The sequence below is a fragment of the Paraburkholderia sp. MM5384-R2 genome (assembly GCF_014201025.1).
Taxonomy (GTDB): Bacteria; Pseudomonadota; Gammaproteobacteria; order Burkholderiales; family Burkholderiaceae; genus Paraburkholderia; species Paraburkholderia tuberum.
This window is the reverse complement of sequence record NZ_JACHDI010000004.1, coordinates 272,058-294,312: the sequence shown is the minus strand read 5'-3', so window position 1 is coordinate 294,312 and position 22,255 is coordinate 272,058. Positions and strand designations below refer to the sequence as shown.

Genomic DNA, 22,255 nt, shown 5'->3' with positions numbered 1-22,255 from the left:
TTGGCGCCGACCATGCGTCAGCGCCTCTGTTCTTTCACGCGGGATACGATCTGCGTCGGGCTCACGAATTGTAGTGCGATCAGCACCCAGATCAACGTGATCGCCATATAGATCATCGCCATCGCATCGATCGATTGCGGCGCGCGCACGCCGGTCGAAAACACAGCGTAATACAACGCGACCACCAGCGTTTGCGTGGCCGGACCGGCCGTAAAAAACGTCAGCTCGAACATGCCGATCGTGCGCACCAGCACGAGCAGCCCCGCCGCCAGCATGCCCGGCACGAGCAGCGGCAGCAGCACGTAACGGAAATAGCGGAACGTGTTCGCGCCGAAAATGCGCGCGGCCGCTTCGAGATTCGGATCGATCTGCTCGATGAACGGCGTCATCACCAGAATCACGAACGGCAGCGCCGGTACCAGATTCGCAAGAATCACGCCCCATAGCGTGCCGGCGAGTCCGACCTTGTACATCGCGGTCGCCATCGGAATGCCGTAGGTGAAGGGCGGCACCATCAACGGCAGCAGAAAGATCAGCATCGCAAGGCGCTTGCCGCGGAATTGCACGCGCGCGAGCGCATACGCAGCCGGCACGCCGAGCAGCACCGACAGCAGCACGACCGCGCCGACCACCTGCACGGTCACCCACAGCACGCTCGCGAGCTGGAAGTCGCTCCACGCCTGCGCATACCAGTGCAACGTGAAGCCTTGCGGCAACGCGGTGCCGAACCAGCGCGTCGCGATCGAATTCACCGCGACGGTCGCAATCAGCAGCACGACGTTGATCAGGAAGAACGCCATCACGGCCCATACCAGCACCTGCCAGATGCGGCCCGGCAGATTCGCGCGCTGACGCGCACGTTGCGCAGGCTCGCGGGCGCCGTCGCCCGGCTGAGGCGCCGCGGAGGCGGAGGTGGACGCGGACCAGTCGGGCTGCGTCGCGCGACGATCGGTCGTCATCAGCCTTTGCCTCCCGTTACGGGACCACGATAGAACCAGCGGCGCGCGCCGAGCAGCGCGGCGACCACCAGCAGTTGCACGAAGCCCATCACCATCGCGATCGCCGATGCGAGCGAATAGTCGTAGCTCTCGAACGCGGCTTCGGCCGCGGCAATCGACATCACGCGCGTCGGACCCGCGGGCGCGCCGAGCAGCACCGCCGACGGAAACACCGAGAACGCCTGCACGAACGACAGACACGCGGCCATCGTGAGCCCCGGCACGAGCAGCGGCAGATAGATGCGGCGAAACTGCTGCCACGGACTCGCGCCGAGCGTCGCGGCCGCGCTTGCGAGCGTCGGGTCGATGCCGGTCACGTACGACAGCGTCAGCAGAAACGCGAACGGAAAGCCCGACACGATCAGCGACAGCAACACGCCCGTGAAGTTGTGCGTGAGCCGCACTTCCTGGGTGTACAGATGCAGCGCCTGCAACGCCTGCGGCAGCCAGCCGTGCGGACCGAAGTAGGTGAGCATGCCGTCGGCGATCAGCACGGTGCCGAGCGTCACCGGGATCACCAACAGCGTCGTGACGATCTTCTGATACCGCGAGTAGCGGCGCAGCGCGAACGCGACCGGCACCGACACGCCGACGTTGATCAGTGTGGCCGGCACCGACAGCTTCAGCGTAACGAGAATCGTCGGCCACATCGACGTGTCGGTGAAGAACGTCAGATAGTTGGCCCACACGCCGCCGCCGTTCATCGGCCGGAACGACAGCGCGAGACCATACGCGAACGGATAGATGAACAGCGCGACGATAAAGAGCAGCGCGGGCGCGACGAGCCAGGCCTTGGCATCGCGCGGCGCGCGGGACGTAAGCGGGGCGACAAGCGTCGGCGTGTTCATGCGGCCTCGGCGTCGTAGACGAGCACGCACGACGGCCGCACGCGCAGCGTGATGCGCTCGCCCTCCGCGCATTCACCGGTCACGCGCGCCCACACGTCGCCGAACGCGGTCTTCACGCGCAGCAGCGAATCGTGGCCGCCATACTCGAGCGCGTCGATCAGCGCCTCGAACGCGTTGTCGGCGCCGGGCTCGGCGCGCTCCATGTCTTCGGGGCGCAGCGCGACACTCACGCGTTTGCCGTCGAAGCCGGCCATCGGCGTGCCGATGAGCCGCACGCCGTTAGCACTGACCACGACGCCATCGCCTTGCATGCCCTCCAGCGTGAACTCGGCGACATTGCGATAACCCATGAAGCGCGCGACATGCAGATTGCGCGGCCGCGTATAAACCTCCTTCGGCGTCGCGACCTGCTGCACGACGCCCTCCCTCATCACGACGATGCGATCGGCCATCGACAGCGCTTCGTCCTGATCATGCGTCACGTACAGCGTCGCGCGTTCGAGCTGCGTATGGATGCGGCGAATTTCCGCGCGCATTTCGATGCGCAGCTTCGTATCGAGATTGGACAGCGGCTCGTCCATCAGGATCAGCGGCGGCTCGATCACGATCGCACGCGCGATCGCGACACGCTGCTGCTGGCCACCGGACAATTGGCCGGGCAGCTTGTGCTCATGACCGGTCAGTTGCACCAGTTTCAAGGCCTCGCGTGCACGACGCGCGATCTCGCTTCTGCCGACGCCGCGCATTTTCAACCCGAAGCCGACGTTCTCCAGCACGCTCATATGCGGGAACAGCGCGTAGTTCTGGAACACCATGCCGAAGCCGCGCTTTTCCGGCGGCAGCACGTCGATGCGCCGCTCGTCGAGCCAGATGCCGCCGCCGGTGAGCGGCTGCAATCCGGCGATGCAGTTCAGCGCCGTCGATTTGCCACAACCCGACGGCCCCAGCAGCGCGATGAACTCGCCGCGCCGGATCGTCAGATCGAGACCCTGCAGCGCGGCGATCGCGTGGCCTTGCGCGTTGGTGAAACTGCGGCTCACCGAATCGAGCCGCAACTGCTCAAAGTGATGCTTCATGGCGGTTTCCTGATCCGCGTGAGGCGACGGATGTCGCGAGTGCCGCGCGTGCGGTGGGCGCGGCGCATCAGGCAGTTAAACCGAGGCGCGTGATCGCTGAAAACACGCAGCGCGGCGGTGCCTCACGCCGCGCTGCGTTTCGCCTCGTTTTCCGTCGCAATGGTGAAGGCCTAACGGGTCTTCTGCGCGCCGATGTCGCTATCCCACTTCCTGAAGGCGGCGACCATCGCTGCTGCATTCAGCGGCAAAGCATGCGGACGATCGGCCAACAACTTCGCGTATTCGGGGCGGCCATACTTTTTCAGCACCTCCTGGCTGTGCGCGGGCGCCTGCTCGACGGTGACGCCCTTGATCGCCGGACCCGGATAGAAGTAGCCGTCGTCATAGGTCAGCGCCTGCTGCGCGGGCTCCAGCATAAAGTTCATCATCTTGTACAGCACGTCGAGCTTTTCCTTCGGCACGCCCTTCGGAATCACCATGTAGTGCGCATCGTTGACCCACGTCATGTTGTCGAACGGCTGTACGCGGAAGTCGGCCGGCACGATGCCGAGCGCGCGCGGATTGATGTCCCAGCCGGTCACGGTCACGGTCATGTCGCGCGTGCCTTCGCCCAGTTCCTTCATCACCGCCGAGGTGCCGCCCGGATAGTACGGTATGCAGTCGTTCAACTGCTTCAGGAACGCCCACGTCTTGTCCCAGCCGTGCACCGGGTCCTGCGGGTCCTTGTCGCCGAGCACGTAGGGCAAGCCCATCAGGAACGTGCGGCCAGGACCGGAATTGGCCGGCCGCGCGTAGATCAGCTTGTCGGGGTGGGCCTTGCACCATTGCAGCAGTTGCTCGGGTGTCTTCGGCGGATCGCTGACCTTGGCCGGGTTGTATTCGAGCAGCGGACCAGCCGGCATATATGCGACCTCGAGCCCGTAGCCTTGCGCGAGATCCTGCATCTTGCGCGGGCCCGGCGCGTACTTGTCGAGCACGCCGGGGAACTGCGCCGCGTTGTCGGGCAGCAGCTTGATCCAAAGGTTCTGTTCGATGCCGGCCGCGAGCGCGTCGGTGCCGGTCAAAACGAGGTCGATGTCGGAGCGGCCCGCGGCCTGCATCGCCTTGATCTTGCCGGGCAATTGCGGCGCGGGCGCGTTCGTGAACGTGATGTTCGCGACGAGATTCGGATTCTTCGCCTTGAACGCCTCGAAGCCCTTCTGCGTGAGTTGAAGGTCGCCGGCCACGTCGACGATATTGATCGTGACCGGATCGGCCGCGTGCGCGGCAAGGGTGAACGCCGCGCTCGCGGCGATACAGACGGATACCAGCTTGAACGACAACCTGTGCGAAACAGTCATGGCGTCTCCTCGCTTCTTGGTATGGAAGCCCGCTGGTCGATGCGTTGCGGGCGGTGTCTTTCTACCAAGGGAACATAGCGAAGCGCAACAGCCGATGTCAAGCAAATAGTCGAGAGTGTGAGTCGGGCGAGAAAATGGCTCGTTTTACCTGAAATCCTTGTCGTTCAATGCCCGGCACCGCGGGTTAAGGGCAAACCCGAGCCCTCGCCGCGATAGCAATACATCTTGTCTGGTTAGCGGACAACTGCTCAACCTCCGCGCACGCCCTGCGTATTGACGAACAGCGAATACAACCCGTGGCTCGCCGCCATGAACAGACGGTTGTGATGCCGTCCGCCGAAGCAAACGTTCGCGCAACGCTCTGGCAAGGCGATGTGGCCGAGCGGCTCGCCTTGCGGGCTGAACACGCGCACGCCGTCGAGCTCGTCGGTGCCCATGCCCCACCCGCACCACAAGTTGCCATGCGTGTCGACACGAAAACCGTCCGGGGTGCCCGGACCCGCGTCGATCAGCACGCGGTTGTTCGACAGCGTCGTGCCTTTGCCATTGGCCTCGACATCGAATACGCGGATCTTGCGCGGCTCACCGCGCGATTGGACCACGTACAGCAGCGATTCGTCCGGCGAGAACGCGAGACCGTTCGGGGCGAGCACGTCGTCGATGACCATCGACACCTCGCCCGACTGGCCGTCGATCCGATACACGCACGCCTTCAGCTCCGACTGCTGCTGCTCGCCCTCGTAGAAACCTTCGATGCCGAAGGTCGGGTCGGTAAACCAGATCGAGCCGTCCGATTTGACGACCACGTCGTTCGGCGAATTGAAGCGCTTGCCCTGATAGCGATCGGCGAGCACGGTGATCGAGCCGTCGTACTCGGTGCGCGTCACACGCCGCGTCAGGTGCTCGCAACTGACGAGACGCCCTTCGCGATCGCGCGTATGGCCGTTCGCATTGTTCGACGATTGACGGAACGTGCTGACCGCGCCCGTCGTTTCGTCCCAGCGCAGGATGCGGTCGTTCGGAATGTCGCTCCACAGCAGATAGCGGCCATCGCCGAACCACACCGGCCCCTCCGACCAGCGCGTGCCCTGATACAGGCATTCGACCGACGCCGACGCGATGATCAACGACTTGAAGCGCGGATCGAACACGCGGATGGAGGGATCGGGATAGCGTCGGCAGTGATCGGTCATGGGATTGTCTGCGTGTCGGAGCGGTTCGATTGGGTGGGCGCGAACTCGCGCTCGAGAGCGAGCAGCGTGCGCGCGGTCTGCGCGATCTTCGCATGATGCTCGCGCGGTGTCGAACTGAGCAGCGGCTGCAGCGGCCCCATGTCGGCGAGGCCCGTGAACGTGATTGCATCGTGCAGCACGCGGATCAGCGAGATGTCGTTGCGCAGCGTTTCGAGCGGCATGAATGCATCGTACAGACGTTGGGCGGTGTCGTGATCGGCGCTATCGGCGCACCGGCCGCTTCGCACCGCGCGCAGCAGCGCCATCACCATGCTCGGCGCGATACAGCCGCTTCCGGTCGTCCACGCTGCGAGCCCGAACTCGCGCAGATGCACGAGCGCCGGCCGCTCGCCCATGCCCGATACGATCTTCGCGGCCGGCACGCGTTGCAGCAGCCGGCGCAGATACGGATCGTGAGCGGGGTTGTCGCGCGGGATCGCATATTTGACCGCGCTCAGCGTCCCACGCTCGACGAGCCGCGCGAGCGTATCGACAGCGACGTAGTTTTCGCTCTTGATATACAGCGTGAGCGGCATGCCGGCCGTGTCGGCGATCCGCGTGAGGCCCGTCTCGACGCCCTCGGACGTCGTGAAGCCGCCGAGCGGCAGCACCATCGCCGTGCGGTAACGCGTCTGCGCGAGAATGCGCGCCTGATCGAGCATCTTGCCGTAGTCGGGACCCAGCGCCGGAATCACCCGTGTCCCGGGACCCGCGGCCTCGGCGAGCAGGTCCAGCAGCTCGCGGTATTCGCTGACCGCGACGTGATAAAGGTTCGCATTGCCGCCATACAGTAGCGTGCGTACGCCGCCCGCTTCGATATGGCGGATCAGCGCGAGATTCTGGGCAGGGTCGAGCGTGTAGTCGGCCCGGCGCGCGAGCGGCGGCACGGCCATGACCGACACGGCGAACTCGCCGTCGCTAAGCGGTGATTCGTTCATGATGGTTGACGCGGAAACGCGCTAGGCGGAGGTTTCACGGTAGCATCGGCATCACAATGTTGTCAAACAACCTGCGCGTGACGATCGCCCAGCATGCCGTCGGCGGCGAATTGCGCGGGAGCCGATCACGAAATTTCCTTTTGTATAACAATGAAGCGGGCCCGCAGCCAGCGGAATCGGCGCAGGCTTTTTTTGGCAACAAGGACACGGCGAGCAATAACCCGCTTTCCGAGATAATCGAAAACGATTTAGTTTAAAGCGCGACGAAATAATGCTGTCAACGAAATCTATTAAAATCTGTCGCCGGATGTCGATTAGCCGCGCCGCGCACCCGAGAAGCCCGGCCGGGTTAAAGATTTATTTCAATCAGGATAATAATAGGCGACACCGGCGTTGCTATCACGTGGCGGCTATCGTGTACCCCGCGGAGCACCGGCGCATTGCGTTCGAGTTTTTAGTGATAGATTATGCGGACCAAAAGAGCGGACCGAAGTTTGTCTGCCAATAACCGCGAACGGGATGTTTGCGAGCCTGAGAGAGCCAAAAAATTGTCGCTACACTTTATCGAGCAGATGGCACCGCTACTGGACGCCGCCGACGAGGCGGAATGGTTCGGCGTGATTACGGGCTTAGCCGAAACGTGGGGCTTCGACAAGATTCTGGTCGCGATGCTGCCGCGGCCAACCATGCGTCTCGAGGACGCTTACCTGCGCAGCACTTACGCACCGGCATGGCGCCAGACGTACGACGAGCAAGGCATGGTGCATATCGATCCGACGGTCGCACACTGCCTGTCACGCTCATCGCCGCTGGTCTGGACGCCCGAGATTTTCGCCAGCCCGGCGCAGCAATCCCTGTATGAGGAAGCTCGCTCGTACGGCCTGGGCGCGGGCGTGACGCTGCCAATTCATGGACCGAATCAGGAAGCCGGCATGATGTGCTTCGTCAATGACGACAAGCCGTCAGACGGGTTCAGGCGCCATGTGAACGCCGCGTTGCCGAACCTCGTGCTGTTGCGCGACCTGGTGATCGACACCAGCAAACAGCATCTGAATTCACATGCGCAGACCTTGATGCCGAAGCTCACGCCGCGCGAGCGAGAATGTCTGAAATGGACCGCACGCGGCAAATCCACGTGGGAGATATCTCACATCCTGAGTTGCTCGGAAGCGGTGGTGAACTTCCATATGAAAAACATCAGGGCGAAATTCGGCGTGAATTCGCGGCGTGCGGCGGCCGTGATCGCGGCGCAGCTTGGGCTTATTGACCCGGGTTGAGCAGCGCGGCCGCGTCGCGGCTGTACATCACACGCTCGGCGCGACCCAGATCGGCGTCCGACACGGTCTTCATGAAGTACAGACCTAGCAGGATCGACACCGGCGCCGGGATCTCCGCGCCCGACTCGAAGCGGCTGCCGCGCGATTGCGTGACGCCAAAGCGAGACCAGAAACGGCGCTGGCTCTCTTTTTTCTTCTTCCGGTAGGCAATGATCAGAACGCGATCCACTGCCGAAGAGACCTCCGAAGGACGCGCCTGGAGGTGGGTTTGCGGTTGCCAGTGATTGTCGAGGAGTTCCATTTTGGACCCTTGTAGGTTGGGGGCGAAGACGTGTCTGAATTCTGATATACCCGATAAGCATCCACACCTATCCAGGTAGGTAGGTGGCGCAAAGATTCAGAATGCATAAGTTTTCCTGCGTATCTGGCAGCCCCCCCAACGCGTACAGGAGAACGTCATGCAAACCACGATCCGAATTGGACTCCGGCAGGAATTCGACAACGAACTGATCAACGAGATGTACCGCTTGCGCGCCCGTGTCTTTCACGGCCGGCTCGGCTGGGAAATTCCGACCATCGCGGGAATGGAGATAGACGGCTACGACGCGCTCGGGCCGTACTACATGCTGATTCAGGGCGAAGACGAACGGTTGCGCGGCTGTTGGCGCCTGATGCCGACCGAAGGTCCGAACATGCTGAAAGACACGTTCCCTCAGCTACTGCATGGCGCGGCCGCGCCGGTCGGGCGACATATCTGGGAACTGAGCCGCTGGGCGATCGAAACCGGCGGTGAGGAACAGTCGTTTGGTTTCACGGATATGACAATCCGCGCAATTCAGGAAGTGATGCGCTTCGCGCAGCGCATGGCCATCACGCACTACGTGACGGTGACCACCACGCCGATCGAGAGGATGCTGCGCCGAGCCGGCCTCGACGTCAGCCGGCTCGGGCCGCCGCTGCAGATTGGCATCGAGCGGGCCGTCGCGCTCGACGTCGCGGTGAGCGCGAAAACGCTGACCTCGCTGTTCGGGCCGGTCGCCGTCGCTGCTTGAGCCGCGCCGAAGCGCGGCCTGACAAAAGTCGCGACGCCTTCACCCGCGCGCGCGGACTCAGGAACCGAACATCCGTTCCAGCGCGTTCTCGAGATGCGCGCGCATTGCGGCCTCCGCGCCCGCCGCGTCCTTGCGGCGGATTGCGTCGAGCACCGCCATGTGTTCGGCCTGCACCAGCCGCTGCCGCTCCACCGTCTTGACGAGCGACAGATTGCGCGACAGGTTCATGCTGAACAGGATCTGCTCCTCGATGAACGACATCACCGTGATGAAAAACGGATTCTTCGACGCGCGCGCGACCGCCTGATGAAACAGGAAGTCATCCTTCGCGCCGATCCCCTGCGCCTCGATGATGCGCTCGAGCTCGTCCCACGCGTGCTGGATCGCGGCGATGTCGTCGGCGTCGGCCTTCAGCGCTGCCTGCGCGGCCGCGCCCGCCTCGGTCACGATGCGAAACTCATAGCAGCGGCGGATATCGGACAGTGTTTCGAGCGGCGCGAAGCGGCGTACGTCCGGATCGGGGCGCCGCGCGACGGTCGTGCCAGAGCCGTGCCGCGTCGAGATGATGCCGTCGGCCCGCAATCGCGCGAGCGCTTCGCGCACGGTCGGCCGGGACGTGGCGAAACGCTCCGCCAGCGCGTGCTCGGTCGGCAATCGCTCGCCTTCCTTGTACTCGCCTTCGAGGATGCGGTTGAGAATGTCGCCGTAGATCTGGTCGGGTAAGCCCTTGGTTTTTCGATCGTTCATCAGCGGACTGGCCAGCTTGTCTGAATATGGCTTGATTGTAAGGCCAACCCTGTTTCGGCTTCAGCAAAGTTTTACGGGTTGTAAGCATGCCAGGCTGCTTCGCGCACGCCGCCGCGCCCGCCATTTTGTCCGCGCCGCGCCGCAATATTTGGCAAATGTTTGATTTACATCCTGGTCCGGTGCATCTTTTCGGGCAATCATCTAAGCTTCATTGGTATAAAAGATCAATAAACCTGCCGCGGTTAGCAATGTGGCAGACGCATTTTTGACGCGGAGCCGATATGTACACACGCATCCTTGTAGCGGTCGACGGCAGCAATACCTCGCGCCGTGCGTTCGAAGCGGCGCTCGATCTCGCCAAATCGAATGGCGCGGTGTTGCGGCCATTTTATGTCGTCGAAAACACGCCGATGTACTTCGAGGCGCCCGGCTACGATCCGTCGATCCTGCGCAACCGCCTGATCGAGGAAGGCCAGGAGCTGCGTGCCGAGTTTTCGAAAGTGATGGCCGAGCAAGGTGTGAAGGGCGACCCGGCGGTCTCCGAGGCTTCGTCGCTCGGCGATGTCGCCGAGATCGTGCTGCAGGCCGCCGCCGAATTCAAGGCCGACCTGCTCGTGATGGGCACGCATGGCCGGCGTGGCTTTCAGCGGCTGATTCTCGGCAGCGTCGCTGAACGCTGCGTGCGCCAGGCCACTCTTCCGGTTCTGCTGGTACCGTCCGCCGCGGGCACCGACAAGGAACCCGCCTGACTCTTTCATCAGGCGCAGGGCGGAACGCCACGCCCTGCCTTGTGCCGGAATCGAGCCACGCTACCCGTCGACGGGCGACGTCGATATAGGCCGCGGCGGCTCACCTTCTCACCTTCGTCAGAGCACCGACGTTGCTCGGACTGCCGAGCAGCGAACGCGTCACTTTGCCGCCAGTCGCGGGTCATAGCGGGTGGGACAATTTCACCACTACCAATAATCGAACATGCTGAATCCTACTGCTGTGACCCGTTCCTCGACCCGCTCCGCCGGCAACCGCGAGGCCGTGGCGGCACGCGCAGCCGCACGTACCGCCGCGCGCTGCTCCAGCTGTTCGATGCGTGAGATCTGCATGCCGCGGGGGCTGTCGGCGGAGGAACTGCCGAAGCTCGAAACGCTGATCTGTTCGGCGCGCTCGGTGCCGCGCGGCGAAGCACTGTATCGCAGCGGCGACCGCTTCGACAATATCTACGCGGTGCGCTCCGGCTCGATGAAGACCGTGATGGTCCACCGCGACGGCCGCGAGCAGGTCACCGGGCTGCGTCTGGCCGGCGAGCCGCTCGGGCTCGACGGCATCAGCGCGGACCTCCATGCGTGCAGCGCCGTCGCGTTGGAAGACAGCACGGTGTGCATCGTTCCCTATAGCGCGCTGAAGCTGCTGTGTCGCGAAATCAGTTCGATCCAGGAGCGCATGCACAAGCTGCTGGGCGCGCAGATCGTCAGCGAAGCCGCGCAGATGATGGTGCTCGGCTCGCTGTCCGCCGACGAACGCGTCGCCGCCTTCCTGCTGGACGTGTCACAGCGCAATGCGCAGCGCGGCTACTCGTGGTCGGAATTCAATCTGCGAATGACGCGCGAGGACATGGGCAGCTACCTCGGCATGACGCTCGAAACGGTCAGCCGTACCCTGTCAAGATTTCAAAAACGCGGCCTGATCGACACGCGGGGCAAGCACATTCACATCGTCGATCTCGAAGGCTTGCGGCAGATCTAGCGGCCAGAGTGGCCTGGACGGTCGCGCTGTTAGTCTTGGCACGCCGCCTGCGAGCGGGTAGAGTTTTCAGATCGTCCCCCCCCACGGCAACCGTGTTCCATGGAGACCCGGCCCCAATGAATCGCGACCCTGTCCCGCATCATCCACTCGTGCAGCGCCTGCTCGACGCGCGTCAAGTCACCGACGACCTGTTTGCGATCGTCAAACCCGACTACCTCTATGAACGGCCGATCCGCGAGCGTCACCGCGTCGTGTTCTACATCGGCCATCTCGAAGCGTTCGATCGCAATCTGCTCGACCAGCGTCTGTTCGATCTGCCGGCTTTCGCGCCGGAACTCGACCAGTTGTTCGCCTTCGGCATCGATCCGGTAGACGGCGGCTTTCCCACCGATCAACCCGGCGATTGGCCGTCGCTCGCCGCCGTGCGCGAGTATGCGACGCGCGCGCGCCGGCAGATCGACACCGCGCTCGACGAACTCGGCAGCCCGGCGCACGACGAGGCGGCCGTGCAGCTGCTGAACGTCGCGATCGAGCATCGGTTGATGCATGCGGAAACGCTCGCGTACATGCTCCATCAGTTGCCTCTCGCGCAGAAGAACACAGCGTTGCGCGAGCCGGTGGTGACGAGCAAGGAGCAGCGCGACGCGTTGTCGTCGATGGTTAGCGTGCCGGCCGGCACGGCCGTGCTCGGCATGCCGCGCGAGGCCGGCCGCTTCGGCTGGGATAATGAGTTCGGCGAAATGGGCGTGGACGTGCCCGCGTTCGAGATCGATCGATACATGGTCACGAACGGTGCGTTCCTCGAGTTCATCGAAGACGGCGGTTATCGCGAGCCGAAGTGGTGGTCGCCGAAGGACTGGGCGTGGAAGGAAGCGGAGCGCATCGAGCATCCCGCTGGCTGGTCGCAACGCACGGAGCAAGACGGTCGCCCCGCATGGACGCTGCGCACGATGTTCGACGACGTGCCGTTGCCGCTCGACTGGCCCGTCTACGTGAGCCACGCCGAAGCGAGCGCCTACGCGCGCTGGGCCGGCAAAACCCTGCCGACCGAGGCGCAATGGCAACGCGCGGCGCACGGTGCGCCGCAAGCGGCGTCGGGGAACTTCGATTTCCGCAGTTGGGATCCACGGCCCGTCGATGCGCATCCGGAGAACGTCAGCACGTTCGGCGCGGAAGGTCAGTTCGGCAACGGCTGGGAATGGACCTCGACGCTTTTCGAAGCGCTGCCGGGCTTCGAAGCGTTTCCGTTCTATCCCGGCTATTCGGCCAACTTCTTCGATGGGCAGCACTACGTGCTGAAGGGCGGCTCGGCGCGTACCGCGCGGTGCATGCTGCGGCCGGAATTTCGCAACTGGTTTCAGCCGCATTATCAGTATGTGTATGCGGGGTTTCGGTGTGTGCGGGGTTGTGACAAGTTAAGCAAAAAATGACTCGATGATCATCTTTCGCTTAACTGAAAATATCCGCGCAAAACTGCGGTGCCGTCCGTCCTGAGCACTCAACTCACGACCGAGCCGCATTGCTATCCCGCAGCGGCGTGCCGACTCGAAAGGCCTGCCAGTATCTTGCCCGGCAAAATGGGCAGGTCGCGCACACGCAAGCCAATGGCGTCGAAGACGGCTGCGGCCACTGCGGCATCCACGCCGGTCGCGCCGAGCTCTCCGATGCCGCGGGTACCGATCGCACTTGCATGCGGATCATACTCACTGACGAAGTGGATCTTGATATCGAGCGGAATGTCCGCATTCACCGGGACCGCCACGTTCGACAGATTCTTCGCGAGCCAGCCACCGGTATTGGGCTCCTGCACGCTTTCTTCCATCGTCGCCTTGCCCCAACCCCAGATGATCGCGCCCGTCATCTGGCTTCGCGCCGTTTTCGGATTGATGATCCGGCCCGCGGAATAGGCACCCACCGCCCGGCGCAAGCGCACGAGGCCAAGCTCGGGATCGACGCCTACTTCGACAAAGATCGCACCCCACGTCCGCATCGCGTATGGCGTACCGTCGCCGTCCGCGCTGAAGCTGGCGCCACCCGCAAGCGTGAACGCACCGTCCGCGACCATCTCCGGTAGATTAGCCCGCCGCAGGCTCGCGCGAACGTCTTTCCCGCCGAGCGCATCGAGCTTCGCGTTGATTTCCCGGCAAGCCAGTGCGATCGCGCTTCCCGTGCTGCCCGTGGCGCTCGATCCATAGACGGGACTCGCCGGATGAAGGTTGGTATCGCCCCACACAATCGACACGTTCTCGATCGGCAAGCCCAGCTCTTCGGCTGCGATCTGGCAAAAGACCGTCTGCGTGCCGGTGCCGATATCGTGCGTGTTCGCCTCGATCAGCGCCGTGCCGTCGGACCTCAGGCGCACGCGCGCCCCGCCGGGAAAGCGGAAATTGCCCATTGAGCTCGTCGCCATCCCATGTCCGATGCGCCACGCTCCGTCTCGTCGTGGCGTCTCGCCGCGCGTGCGCCAGCCATAAAGGCGCGCGCCTTCCTCATACGCCTCGCGAAGCTTTTTTGACGACCAAGGCTTGTTCGTATGCGGATCGACCTCGGCGTAGTTCGCCAGTCGTAGATCGAGCGGGTCGATCTTCAGCGCCACGGCGAGTTCGTCCATCGCGCTTTCGAGCGCCCATAGCCCCGGACCTTCCACCGGCGCGCGCATTGGCGTGGGCACGTTGATGTTGCGCCGCTCCAGCCACTGCCTGGTGCGAATGGCGGGCGACGCATAAAGCGTCTTGCTTGCTTCGCTTGCGGGCTCCAGATGCGTGTCCGCAATCGCGCTCGAATTGACGATTTCGTGATCGATGGCGCTGAGCCGGCCGTCCGCCGTTGCCGCAAGCTTGATGTCCTGTTTCACCCACGGCTGATAGCCGACGCAGACGAACTGATCGTGACGCCGCAGATGAAGCTTCACGGGCCGCCCCGCGACGCGTGCCGCGGCGGCGGCAAGAATCTGGTGCGGCCACACATATCCCTTCGAGCCGAACCCGCCGCCCGTGTGCGGTGCGATCACGTGAATGTCGTCCGGCCTCATGCCGAGTGCCGCGGCTACGACAAGCGGCACATTCTCGCTCGCCTGAACCGCATCCCACAGCGTGAGCTTGCCGTGCTCGAATCGCGCAACGGTGCCCGATGTCTCCATCGCATTGTGGTGACGCGCGGCTTGAATATACGTCGCCGCCACGCTTGCCTGTGCGGTTCCGAAAATCGCATCGACGTCGCCCATCTCCAGATCGTCGCCGAGCATGCGTGGCTCGGGCGGCGGCTCGCGCGTCGCGGCGCCGGGAAGGACGGGGTCGTCGCGCTCGCAACGGACAAGCACGGCATCGCGGCCGGCTTCCGCCGCCTCGATGGATTCCGCAAGCACGATTGCGACCGGCTCGCCTTCGTACCGAATCGCGTCGTTTTGCAACGGCAGTGCGAGCACCGCCGCTGGCGGCTGAACCGCACCGAATCGCGGCATATCGTGCGCGGTAAGCACCCGCACCACACCCGGTAAGGTAAGTGCCGTGGTGGCATCCACGGCGATCAGCCGGCCCGACGCGACGGGCGCGCCGACCAACGCCGCATGAAGCGTGCCGGGCGGCGTGTTGTCAGTCGCGAATTTCGCCTGTCCCGTGACCTTCGCCTGGCCTTCCACGCGGGAGACCGCCGTGCCGATGCTCATGATCGCCCTGCTGCCGTCAGTAACGCACGCACCGCGGCATTGCGCGCCATCGTCACCTTGTAGCCATTGTGAGCGAGCGGCCGGGCGTCGCTCATTGCCGCGTCGACAATCGGCGTGACCACTTCCCTGGTCGGCGCCTGCCCGGCCAGCGACACCTCCGCGGCTGGAAGGCGCCACGGGCGTTGCGCCACCGAGCCAAGTGCGATGCGCGCCGACACAATGCGATCCCGATCGAGCTCCACGGATGCGGCTGCCGAGACCAGCGCATATTCGTAGCTGGCGCGCTCGCGGACTTTTACGTAGGCCGATCGTGTGTCCGCGCGGATGGGTATGTGAAAGGAGACGATCACTTCGTCGGCAGCCAGTCTCGTCTCGAGCCGGGCGGCATCGCCGCCCATGCCGGCCGCTTCCTGCTGCGTCAGGTGGAACTCCGTCATCTTGATCATTCGACCGCCGTTCGGCCCGATGACCTCAGCTGTCGCATCCAGACAAGCCAGTGCCACAGCCGGATCGGACGGTTGAACTGCGACGCATGCATCGGTCCAGCCAAAAATTGCATGCCGTTCGTTGATGCCATTGCGCGCGGGGCAGCCCGACCCGGGATTGCGCTTGTTGCAGCCCCATGGCAACGGCGCTTCCGAACGAAAATAAGCGCATCGCGTCTTTTGCATCACATTGCCGCCCAGCGTCGCGCGGTTGCGCACCTGCGCCGAGGCGGCGAGCAGACAGGCTTGAGCCAGCGCGCTCGCGTGGGCGCCGACGAGCGCGTCTTCACCGATCACGTTCAGGTCCGTCAGCGCGCCGATCACCAGATCGTCACGCTCGCGCACAATACGAACGAGACCTGTGAGTCCACCGACATCGATGACGCGATCGGGCGCTGCGATGCCGAGCCGCATCCAGTTGAGCAGCTCCGTACCGCCCGCGATGATCGCCACGTTGCCCGCCGCCAACGACGCGACTACCTGTTGCGCGGTTACGCCACGCGCGTATTCGAAGTTTTTCATCGTTCGTGCCCGGCCGCGCCGGCGGCATCGAGCACGGCCGCCGCGATCTGCGGATAGCAAGAGCAGCGGCACAGATTGCCGCTCATCCATTCGCGAACGCTCGCCTCATCGGTCGCGTGCCCTTCAGCGATGCAGGCGACCGCGGAGACGATTTGCCCGGGCGTGCAATAGCCGCACTGAAAGGCATCGTGCTCGATAAATGCCTGTTGTACCGGATGCAGCGTCCCGTCGGAGGCGGCCAGACCTTCGACAGTCGTGACCTCGCAGCCGTCACATTGCACGACGAGCGTCAGACAGCTGTTCATCCGCTTGCCGTCGACCAGCACGGTGCAGGTGCCGCATGCGCCTTCATTACAGCCCTTCTTGGCGCCGCTGAGACCCGAGTCTTCGCGCAACCAGTCGAGCAGCGTGACGCGCGGATTCACCGTAGCGGCCCGCGGCTGGCCGTTCACACGCATCGCCACCGTGATGCTGCTTGACCAGGGCAGCCCGGCGTCTCCATTTGGAGCTAATTGCTCCCCGAAAGTAGCGTCGTCCATTCCCAATTCCTTGCCGGTTTCAACAATCACTCTGCTTGTATATAGACCATATGGAGTCGATATCAAGGGACGATATCCCTCCTGCTTCCGCACCGTCTCCCAAAGAATCGATCCGGCTCGAACTGTAACAGCGAGCTGCTCGCATGCACTCGCTCGACACTTGCGAGCGGGCCAGGATTAGGTGAGCCGATTTCGACCTGATGCTGATTGAGGCCCCAGGTCCCAGGCCCCAGGCGCCAGCGAAATGCAGTCGATGTAGGTGATGGCTACCCTTCTCCGTCGAGAACTGGCCGGTTTGCAACGACCTGTGCCTGACGTCGGTTGGCTGCACGCGTTAAAGGTTTTTCGACGTCTGCCCTCATTCACATGGCTGTGAGTGTGCCGCGGCGCGTGTTTCACAACCGAGGGTGGGACGAGGCCATTCCACTATATCCGGCCTTGTGTGCAGCCTGACCGGCCGCTGGCCCCTATGAATTCCGCTGACTCGCTCCTCATTCTTAACGCGAGCTCGAAGCTCTTGGTTATTCCCAGGTTTCGCGAGTCCCGGTCCGACCTGTGTCGTCATCACTTACGTTTGCCAGCGCAACTTTGACGTTTCACTTGCTTATAAAATTGACTTCCCCACGTGAGGGCAAGGCCCGGCAATCAAGCAGGCTTGACGCTGATGTGCGCACGTTCATATGGGCGATCATGCGCCAGCATCGCCCAGATTGTTCGCGCCATCTTGTTGGCGAGCGCGACCGCCACAACATTCGAGGGACGGCGAAGGCTGATTTGCCGGAGCCAATTACCTGGCTCCTTCGTGTGATGCAGCACACTGCGCGCCCCGTGGATCAGCAGAGTGCGCAAATACGTATCCCCTCGCTTACTTATTCCCAACAGTTGGACTTTTCCTCTGGCGAGCGCGGCAGTAGCCTCCCGTGCGCACACTCATGGGTCGCAGCCCGTCGGCAGCTCGCTGCGCGGCCCACCCGTTGACCGCCTTCTGACAGGAGGCGTCCTCTTCCAGCGCCTGGCGCATGAACATCGACAGCGTCACCGTCGGCGGATACAGCCGTTCCCGATGTTCTGGCAAATGCGCTTCCGTTATGTCCAACCGCCCAGGGCTCGTCAGTATGTTGAAGTCGTCAACCGCCTGGGCCCTGCGTGCCCGGCTTTGAACGCCGCCAAGCGTTTGCCTGTGATGATTTCGTGCATTGCGGATCCATGGGGGCTGGTCCTTGGAATGAGACGGGTGTTTGCCTGGTAACAACCATCCTGTCAATCCCTGGATCAGCCTCCTCCGTTTCTCTTCAAGTACTTACCCGCGTCCTCTCCTCCATGCTGGCTTAAGTAAGTGCCATTCTTTCTAGGTGTCTTTCGCGGACAACCTGAGAAGGAGCAGGCGCTCCTCCGTATATGCTTGGGCACGGTCGTGTTGATCGGCTATATCGCCGTCGCCGCGCTCCAACGCACGGCCGCCGCGTATGACACTCTGGGCGTGGTTTTCGCATACGTGGTATTCGGCGTGGTGACATACATAGCCGCGACCGCCGCGACAGTTCGGCCGCGCCTTCGATTGACGGTCACCACCATTGCAGACCAGGCGCTTGTCATGACTGCCTTGGCGCTCGGCCGGCGCTTGGCGCTGCCCTTGCTCTGGGTCGTGTTCTGGTTCCTTGTGGGTGCCGGTTGCCGCCACGGCAAGCGGCCGTTGCTACTTTCATGTGCAGTTGCGCTTGCAGGCGTCGTGATTCTGATGCACGTCGAGCCGTGGTGGAGTGAAAACCTCGCGGTGGGATTGGGCATCATGCTCAGCATCGCGGCGACTTCCGTGTACTTGATGGCCCTCGTGCATCGGCTCGAACGGCAGGCTGCGACGGACCCTCTGACAGGACTCAGCAACCGCACTCGCCTCGAGCAGGCGATCGCCAAAGCGACTGCGGCGCGAGACGACGATAAAGGACAGTCTGTCTTGCTGTTCATCGATCTCGACGGCTTCAGATACGTCAATGACGCTTATGGGCATGCGGTGGGTGATGAACTGTTGCAGTGCTTCGCCAACGGTCTGCAGACCCGCATTCGCCGCGGCGATACGGTTGCCCGCCTGGGAGGCGACGAGTTCGCGGTGCTCGCCCGCCACGTGCATGGCGACGCCGGCGCGCGCGCGATTGCCGACGGTATTCACGACATCCTTCATGGGCTTCGAGAGATCGGCGGTCATCCCGTCGCCGTATCGGCCAGCATTGGCGTGCGCATGCTCGGTGCCAATAGCGCGGACGGACGTCTTGATGCGCACGCCCTGATGCGCCAGGCCGATAGCGCGATGTATCGCGCCAAAGCGAACGGGATGGACAAAACCTCATTCTTCGATGAGACGGGTGCCGGCGTGTAAGCGGACAGGGTTCCCGGCGGTGCCCTGCTCGTGTTGGCGAGCGCATTTGATGCAGGTGCCGGGCCGCGGCCGCTCGTATCTGGGAGCATGTGCGCGTCGAACGGTCAACAACTATGGCTTTCACTTCGCCCCGGGAAAGCGCGACGCCTCAGACCAACCACCGCTTGATCGCCTCAACCATCGTCGACGTGGAAATTCCGTAGCGGTCATGGAGCGTAGGTAATGCACCGGCAGCAAGGAACGCATCCGGCAGTCCCACCTGCCGGAACGGACAGGACACGCCCGCGCGCATCAGTTCCGCCGCCACCGCTTCGCCGAGACCGCCAATTACCGTGTGGTTCTCCGCTACCACCACGAGTCGGCCCGAGCGCTTCGCTTCGCGGAGAATCGTCTCGGTGTCGAGCGGCTTGACGGTCGGTACGTGCAGCACGCCCACGTCGATCCGGTCTTTTTCAAACGCCTTCGCCGCTTCAAGTGCGCGCATCGTCATGATGCCGGAGGAGATGATCAGCACGTCGGCGCCGTCGCGCAGCATCTTCGCTTTGCCGAGTTCGAAGGTGTAGTCGTATTCGTCGAGCACAGCTGGTACGTTGCCGCGTAGCAGGCGCGCGTACACCGGTCCTTTATGTGCGGAAATCGCCGGCACCATCTGTTCGATATCGAGCGCATCGCACGGGTCGATCACCGTCATGTTCGGCATCGCGCGCATCAACGCGATATCTTCAGCCGCCTGGTGCCTCGGACCATAGCCAGTAGTCAGACCCGGCAATGCGCAGACGATCTTGACGTCGAGGTTGTCCTCGGCGATGGCCTGATGCATGAAGTCATAGGCGCGGCGCGTAGCGAATACCGCATAGGTCGTGACGAACGGTTGCGCGCCCTCGTGCGCAAGGCCGGCCGCCGCGCCCATCAGCAATTGCTCCGCCATGCCCATCTGGTAGTAGCGCTCGGGAAACTCCCTGGCGAAAATGTGCAGGTCGGTGTACTTGCCGAGGTCGGCCGTCATGCCGACGACGTTCGTGTTCTGCCGTGCCAATTCCACCAGTGCGTGGCCGAAAGGCGCCGAACGCGTGATCTGTCCTTCGCCGGCGATCGAGGCGATCATGGCCGAGGTCTTCAGGCGCGGCTTGCTTGTCGTTGCGTTGCTCATACTTGTCTCCCTGCTTCGAGTGCCTGCAGCGCCAATTGCCATTCGTGGGCATCGACGCGGATAAAGTGGTTCTTCTCGCGTTCTTCGAGAAACGGCACGCCGCAACCCATGCGTGTATCGGCGATGATCATGCGCGGTTGCGCAATGGGATGCGCGCGGGCCGCGTCGAACGCAGCGGCCACGGCGGCAATATCGTTGCCGTCGACGCGTTGCGTGAACCAGCCGAACGCCTCCAGTTTTTCGACCAGCGGCTCGAACGCCATGATCTGCGTGGACGGGCCGTCGGCCTGCTGGTTGTTCACGTCGACCACCGCGATCAGGTTGTCGAGCTTCCAGTGGCTTGCCGACATGATGCCTTCCCAGATCGCGCCTTCATCCAGTTCGCCGTCAGAGAACAGCGTGTACACGAACGAAGCAGAATGCTTGCGCTTGAGTCCGAGGCACCGTCCGACCGCGATGGTCAGGCCGTGGCCGAGCGAACCACCGGACATCTCCATGCCAGGCGTATAGCTGGCCATGCCGGACATCGGCAAGCGGCTATCGTCGCTGCCGTAGGTTTCTAGCTCTTCGGCCGGCAGAATGCCTGCTTCGAGCAGCGCCGCATACAGCGCGATTGCGTAATGTCCGTTGGACAACAGGAAGCGGTCGCGCTCTTCCCACTCAGGGTCTTCGGGGCGATAGCGCATCGCGCCAAAGTAAGCAACGGCCAGCACATCGGCGATGTCGAGCGCTTGCCCGATGTAGCCTTGTCCCTGGACTTCGCCCATCAACAGGGCGTTTCTGCGGATACGGTAAGCGTGCTCGGCAAGCGATGCCGTCGAGGCATTGGATGGACTGTTCATGTCGTCTCCTGTGATCAGTCGGAATGGGTGAAGGAGGTTCAGCGGTTCACGGTTTTAGCGGGCACCAGGAAGACAAGGCAGGCACCGAGCGTGATAGCGGTCGAGATGAAGATCAGCCCCGCTGTTGACTTACCTGTCAGGTCGTTCAGCCAGCCCACGATCGCTGGAGAAAAGAAGCCGGCGAGATTGGCGACGCAGTTCACGGCAGCTATTCCGGCTGCGGCAGACATGCCGCCTAGCAAGGCTGTCGGCAACGACCAGAACTGCGACGACGAGGCGAGGATGCCTGCTGCCGCGATACTCAAACAGACGATCGAGGCGGGGATGCTGCCGAGCGTGGGCAATACGGCGAAGCCCGCGGCGGCGACCAGCATCGGAATCGCCAGGTGCAGCCGGCGCTCGCGGCGACGGTCAGCGCTCATGCCGATCAAGGGCAGCGCGATGATGGCGCACAGATACGGGATCGCAGTGAACAGTCCCACCCACAGCGGATCGGCAACGCCGGACTTGCGGATGATCGTCGGCAGCCAGAACGTCAGACCGTACTGGCCGAGCACGACGCAGAAGTAGATCGCGGCCATCAGCCACAAGCGACGGTCCCCGATGAACGATCTGACCGAGACGTGGGCGATCTTATGCGCGTTATCGCTCGCGACATTGCGTGCGAGCAGGGTCTTTTCCGATTCGGTGAGCCACTTTGCCTTGACGATGCTGTCATCGAGATACAGCAGGATCGCTATACCGAGCACGAGCGAGGGCAGCGCTTCGAGCAGGAACAGCCATTTCCAGCCGGCCATATCCAGCGTGCCATGCAGCGAGTGCAAAATCCAGCCCGAAAGCGGACCGCCGATTATGCCGGCCAGCGGAATCGCCATAAAAAACAGCGAGAGCGCCTTCGCTCGGCGAGCAGCCGGAAACCAGTAGGTCAGATAGAGAATTACGCCAGGTGCGAAGCCCGCTTCAGCGACGCCCAGCAGAAATCGCAACACGTAGAACGCCGTCGGTGATTTCACAAAAACGAAGCTCGCGGAAATCACCGCCCACGTGAGCATGATTCGCGCGAGCCATTTGCGCGCGCCGACACGGTGAAGGACGAGGTTGCTCGGCACTTCGAACAGAAAATAGCCGAGAAAGAAGATGCCTGCGCCCATGCCGTAGACGGTCTCGCTAAAGCGCAGATCGTTGAGCATCTGAAGCTTCGCGAAGCCGACGTTGACCCGATCGAGATATGCGCCAAGGTAGCACAGCATGAGGAATGGGATGAGCCGACGGCTTACTTTCGCGTAGGTCTTCGATTCGAAGCTGGGCGAGTCGGCAAGGGGCAACACGCCGCCTTCGATGGGCGAAGCGGTATTCTTGGATTTCATGTTTTGTCTCCATCCACTGGCCCCGGGTTGGCCCGGGTACCTGGAATTCAGCGCCCTCTCTCGG

The 22,255-nt window shown here is 63.1% G+C and carries 21 protein-coding genes and 2 pseudogenes; 7 read left to right on the top strand and 16 right to left on the bottom strand.

The features are described from left to right. Positions 1-17: 17 nt before the first annotated feature. The 6 genes from HDG37_RS09710 to HDG37_RS09685 form a co-directional block, all read right to left on the bottom strand. Positions 18-959 (bottom strand): ABC transporter permease, encoded by a 942-nt coding sequence (locus HDG37_RS09710; protein ID WP_184046456.1) that lies wholly within the window; start codon positions 957-959, stop codon positions 18-20. Next, complete coding sequence (locus HDG37_RS09705; protein ID WP_184046454.1) at positions 959-1,846, bottom strand: ABC transporter permease; 888 nt, start codon at positions 1,844-1,846, stop codon at positions 959-961. Before HDG37_RS09705 ends, HDG37_RS09710 begins: the two co-directional genes overlap by 1 nt. Beyond that, positions 1,843-2,922 carry an ABC transporter ATP-binding protein gene (locus HDG37_RS09700; protein WP_184046452.1) on the bottom strand — a complete coding sequence of 360 codons (1,080 nt, stop codon included), beginning with the start codon at positions 2,920-2,922 and terminating at the stop codon, positions 1,843-1,845. Before HDG37_RS09700 ends, HDG37_RS09705 begins: the two co-directional genes overlap by 4 nt. Positions 2,923-3,092: 170 nt before the next feature. Further along, positions 3,093-4,262 (bottom strand): extracellular solute-binding protein, encoded by a 1,170-nt coding sequence (locus HDG37_RS09695; RefSeq protein WP_184046450.1) that lies wholly within the window; start codon positions 4,260-4,262, stop codon positions 3,093-3,095. 248 nt (positions 4,263-4,510) lie between these two features. Then, entirely contained in the window at positions 4,511-5,455 is a 945-nt protein-coding gene (locus HDG37_RS09690) for an SMP-30/gluconolactonase/LRE family protein (protein WP_184046448.1), read from the bottom strand. Beyond that, positions 5,452-6,432: a dihydrodipicolinate synthase family protein gene (locus tag HDG37_RS09685; protein ID WP_184046446.1), complete on the bottom strand. Its 981-nt coding sequence runs from the start codon at positions 6,430-6,432 to the stop codon at positions 5,452-5,454. Before HDG37_RS09685 ends, HDG37_RS09690 begins: the two co-directional genes overlap by 4 nt. A 56-nt stretch (positions 6,433-6,488) precedes the next feature. Between HDG37_RS09685 and HDG37_RS09680 the strand changes: the two genes are divergently transcribed. Beyond that, positions 6,489-6,689: a hypothetical protein gene (locus HDG37_RS09680; protein ID WP_184046444.1), complete on the top strand. Its 201-nt coding sequence runs from the start codon at positions 6,489-6,491 to the stop codon at positions 6,687-6,689. A 315-nt stretch (positions 6,690-7,004) separates the two neighbouring features. Continuing rightward, positions 7,005-7,709 carry a LuxR family transcriptional regulator gene (locus tag HDG37_RS09675; RefSeq protein ID WP_184046442.1) on the top strand — a complete coding sequence of 235 codons (705 nt, stop codon included), beginning with the start codon at positions 7,005-7,007 and terminating at the stop codon, positions 7,707-7,709. Here HDG37_RS09675 and HDG37_RS09670 read toward each other — a convergent pair. Then, positions 7,693-8,010 carry an XRE family transcriptional regulator gene (locus tag HDG37_RS09670; RefSeq protein ID WP_184046440.1) on the bottom strand — a complete coding sequence of 106 codons (318 nt, stop codon included), beginning with the start codon at positions 8,008-8,010 and terminating at the stop codon, positions 7,693-7,695. The two genes, HDG37_RS09675 and HDG37_RS09670, sit on opposite strands and share 17 nt — an antisense overlap. A 157-nt stretch (positions 8,011-8,167) precedes the next feature. On the opposite strand from HDG37_RS09670, the gene HDG37_RS09665 reads away from it, so the two are divergent. Beyond that, on the top strand, positions 8,168-8,761 hold the full coding sequence (locus HDG37_RS09665; protein WP_184046438.1) for an acyl-homoserine-lactone synthase: 594 nt from the start codon (positions 8,168-8,170) through the stop codon (positions 8,759-8,761). Between the two features lie 57 nt (positions 8,762-8,818). On the opposite strand, the gene HDG37_RS09660 is transcribed toward HDG37_RS09665, so the two are convergent. After that, the gene (locus HDG37_RS09660; RefSeq protein ID WP_008920914.1) at positions 8,819-9,508 is read right to left on the bottom strand and encodes a FadR/GntR family transcriptional regulator; all 690 of its coding nucleotides are present in this window, start codon (positions 9,506-9,508) and stop codon (positions 8,819-8,821) included. A 281-nt stretch (positions 9,509-9,789) separates the two neighbouring features. Here HDG37_RS09660 and HDG37_RS09655 point away from each other — a divergent pair, with 281 nt between their 5' ends. The 3 genes from HDG37_RS09655 to HDG37_RS09645 all read left to right on the top strand — a co-directional run bounded on the left by HDG37_RS09655 (position 9,790) and on the right by HDG37_RS09645 (position 12,678). Beyond that, entirely contained in the window at positions 9,790-10,257 is a 468-nt protein-coding gene (locus HDG37_RS09655) for a universal stress protein (protein WP_184046436.1), read from the top strand. Positions 10,258-10,480: 223 nt separating this feature from the next. Beyond that, complete coding sequence (locus tag HDG37_RS09650; RefSeq protein ID WP_184046435.1) at positions 10,481-11,248, top strand: helix-turn-helix domain-containing protein; 768 nt, start codon at positions 10,481-10,483, stop codon at positions 11,246-11,248. A gap of 116 nt (positions 11,249-11,364) precedes the next feature. Further along, positions 11,365-12,678, top strand: coding sequence for an SUMF1/EgtB/PvdO family nonheme iron enzyme (locus HDG37_RS09645; protein ID WP_184046433.1), 1,314 nt, complete (start codon positions 11,365-11,367; stop codon positions 12,676-12,678). A gap of 92 nt (positions 12,679-12,770) precedes the next feature. Here the strand turns inward: HDG37_RS09645 and HDG37_RS09640 are convergent, their stop codons facing one another. The 5 genes and pseudogenes from HDG37_RS09640 to HDG37_RS09620 all read right to left on the bottom strand — a co-directional run. Then, positions 12,771-14,912: a xanthine dehydrogenase family protein molybdopterin-binding subunit gene (locus HDG37_RS09640; protein WP_184046431.1), complete on the bottom strand. Its 2,142-nt coding sequence runs from the start codon at positions 14,910-14,912 to the stop codon at positions 12,771-12,773. Continuing rightward, positions 14,909-15,919 (bottom strand): xanthine dehydrogenase family protein subunit M, encoded by a 1,011-nt coding sequence (locus HDG37_RS09635; protein WP_184046429.1) that lies wholly within the window; start codon positions 15,917-15,919, stop codon positions 14,909-14,911. Before HDG37_RS09635 ends, HDG37_RS09640 begins: the two co-directional genes overlap by 4 nt. Beyond that, positions 15,916-16,458 (bottom strand): (2Fe-2S)-binding protein, encoded by a 543-nt coding sequence (locus tag HDG37_RS09630; RefSeq protein ID WP_184046427.1) that lies wholly within the window; start codon positions 16,456-16,458, stop codon positions 15,916-15,918. Before HDG37_RS09630 ends, HDG37_RS09635 begins: the two co-directional genes overlap by 4 nt. A gap of 645 nt (positions 16,459-17,103) precedes the next feature. Further along, positions 17,104-17,352: pseudogene (locus HDG37_RS09625) on the bottom strand (transposase); the annotation flags it as partial. After that, positions 17,351-17,662, bottom strand: a pseudogene (locus HDG37_RS09620) (IS4 family transposase); the annotation flags it as partial. The pseudogenes HDG37_RS09625 and HDG37_RS09620, both read right to left, overlap by 2 nt. Positions 17,663-17,872: 210 nt before the next feature. Between HDG37_RS09620 and HDG37_RS09615 the strand changes: the two are divergent. Beyond that, positions 17,873-18,832 (top strand): GGDEF domain-containing protein, encoded by a 960-nt coding sequence (locus HDG37_RS09615; RefSeq protein ID WP_311541206.1) that lies wholly within the window; start codon positions 17,873-17,875, stop codon positions 18,830-18,832. Between the two features lie 148 nt (positions 18,833-18,980). On the opposite strand, the gene HDG37_RS09610 is transcribed toward HDG37_RS09615, so the two are convergent. Genes HDG37_RS09610 through HDG37_RS09600 form a run of 3 tightly spaced genes read right to left on the bottom strand, consistent with a single transcriptional unit; the run spans position 18,981 to position 22,191 of the window. Then, positions 18,981-19,982, bottom strand: coding sequence for a transketolase family protein (locus tag HDG37_RS09610; RefSeq protein ID WP_184046423.1), 1,002 nt, complete (start codon positions 19,980-19,982; stop codon positions 18,981-18,983). Further along, positions 19,979-20,824 (bottom strand): transketolase, encoded by an 846-nt coding sequence (locus tag HDG37_RS09605; protein WP_184046421.1) that lies wholly within the window; start codon positions 20,822-20,824, stop codon positions 19,979-19,981. The genes HDG37_RS09610 and HDG37_RS09605 overlap by 4 nt, the downstream gene beginning before the upstream one ends. A 38-nt stretch (positions 20,825-20,862) precedes the next feature. Continuing rightward, complete coding sequence (locus tag HDG37_RS09600; protein WP_184046419.1) at positions 20,863-22,191, bottom strand: MFS transporter; 1,329 nt, start codon at positions 22,189-22,191, stop codon at positions 20,863-20,865. Positions 22,192-22,255 lie beyond the last annotated feature (64 nt).

Bases quoted from the DNA above. Each gene is read 5' to 3' on its own strand.
- HDG37_RS09610 (WP_184046423.1), bottom strand. From the start codon at position 19,982: ATGAGCAACGCAACGACAAGCAAGCCGCGCCTGAAGACCTCGGCCATG.
- HDG37_RS09650 (WP_184046435.1), top strand. From the start codon at position 10,481: ATGCTGAATCCTACTGCTGTGACCCGTTCCTCGACCCGCTCCGCCGGC.
- HDG37_RS09660 (WP_008920914.1), bottom strand. From the start codon at position 9,508: ATGAACGATCGAAAAACCAAGGGCTTACCCGACCAGATCTACGGCGAC.
- HDG37_RS09635 (WP_184046429.1), bottom strand. From the start codon at position 15,919: ATGAAAAACTTCGAATACGCGCGTGGCGTAACCGCGCAACAGGTAGTC.
- HDG37_RS09690 (WP_184046448.1), bottom strand. From the start codon at position 5,455: ATGACCGATCACTGCCGACGCTATCCCGATCCCTCCATCCGCGTGTTC.
- HDG37_RS09675 (WP_184046442.1), top strand. From the start codon at position 7,005: ATGGCACCGCTACTGGACGCCGCCGACGAGGCGGAATGGTTCGGCGTG.
- HDG37_RS09700 (WP_184046452.1), bottom strand. From the start codon at position 2,922: ATGAAGCATCACTTTGAGCAGTTGCGGCTCGATTCGGTGAGCCGCAGT.
- HDG37_RS09605 (WP_184046421.1), bottom strand. From the start codon at position 20,824: ATGAACAGTCCATCCAATGCCTCGACGGCATCGCTTGCCGAGCACGCT.
- HDG37_RS09695 (WP_184046450.1), bottom strand. From the start codon at position 4,262: ATGACTGTTTCGCACAGGTTGTCGTTCAAGCTGGTATCCGTCTGTATC.
- HDG37_RS09665 (WP_184046438.1), top strand. From the start codon at position 8,168: ATGCAAACCACGATCCGAATTGGACTCCGGCAGGAATTCGACAACGAA.
- HDG37_RS09705 (WP_184046454.1), bottom strand. From the start codon at position 1,846: ATGAACACGCCGACGCTTGTCGCCCCGCTTACGTCCCGCGCGCCGCGC.
- HDG37_RS09640 (WP_184046431.1), bottom strand. From the start codon at position 14,912: ATGAGCATCGGCACGGCGGTCTCCCGCGTGGAAGGCCAGGCGAAGGTC.
- HDG37_RS09670 (WP_184046440.1), bottom strand. From the start codon at position 8,010: ATGGAACTCCTCGACAATCACTGGCAACCGCAAACCCACCTCCAGGCG.
- HDG37_RS09685 (WP_184046446.1), bottom strand. From the start codon at position 6,432: ATGAACGAATCACCGCTTAGCGACGGCGAGTTCGCCGTGTCGGTCATG.
- HDG37_RS09710 (WP_184046456.1), bottom strand. From the start codon at position 959: ATGACGACCGATCGTCGCGCGACGCAGCCCGACTGGTCCGCGTCCACC.
- HDG37_RS09680 (WP_184046444.1), top strand. From the start codon at position 6,489: ATGTTGTCAAACAACCTGCGCGTGACGATCGCCCAGCATGCCGTCGGC.
- HDG37_RS09655 (WP_184046436.1), top strand. From the start codon at position 9,790: ATGTACACACGCATCCTTGTAGCGGTCGACGGCAGCAATACCTCGCGC.
- HDG37_RS09600 (WP_184046419.1), bottom strand. From the start codon at position 22,191: ATGAAATCCAAGAATACCGCTTCGCCCATCGAAGGCGGCGTGTTGCCC.
- HDG37_RS09630 (WP_184046427.1), bottom strand. From the start codon at position 16,458: ATGGACGACGCTACTTTCGGGGAGCAATTAGCTCCAAATGGAGACGCC.
- HDG37_RS09645 (WP_184046433.1), top strand. From the start codon at position 11,365: ATGAATCGCGACCCTGTCCCGCATCATCCACTCGTGCAGCGCCTGCTC.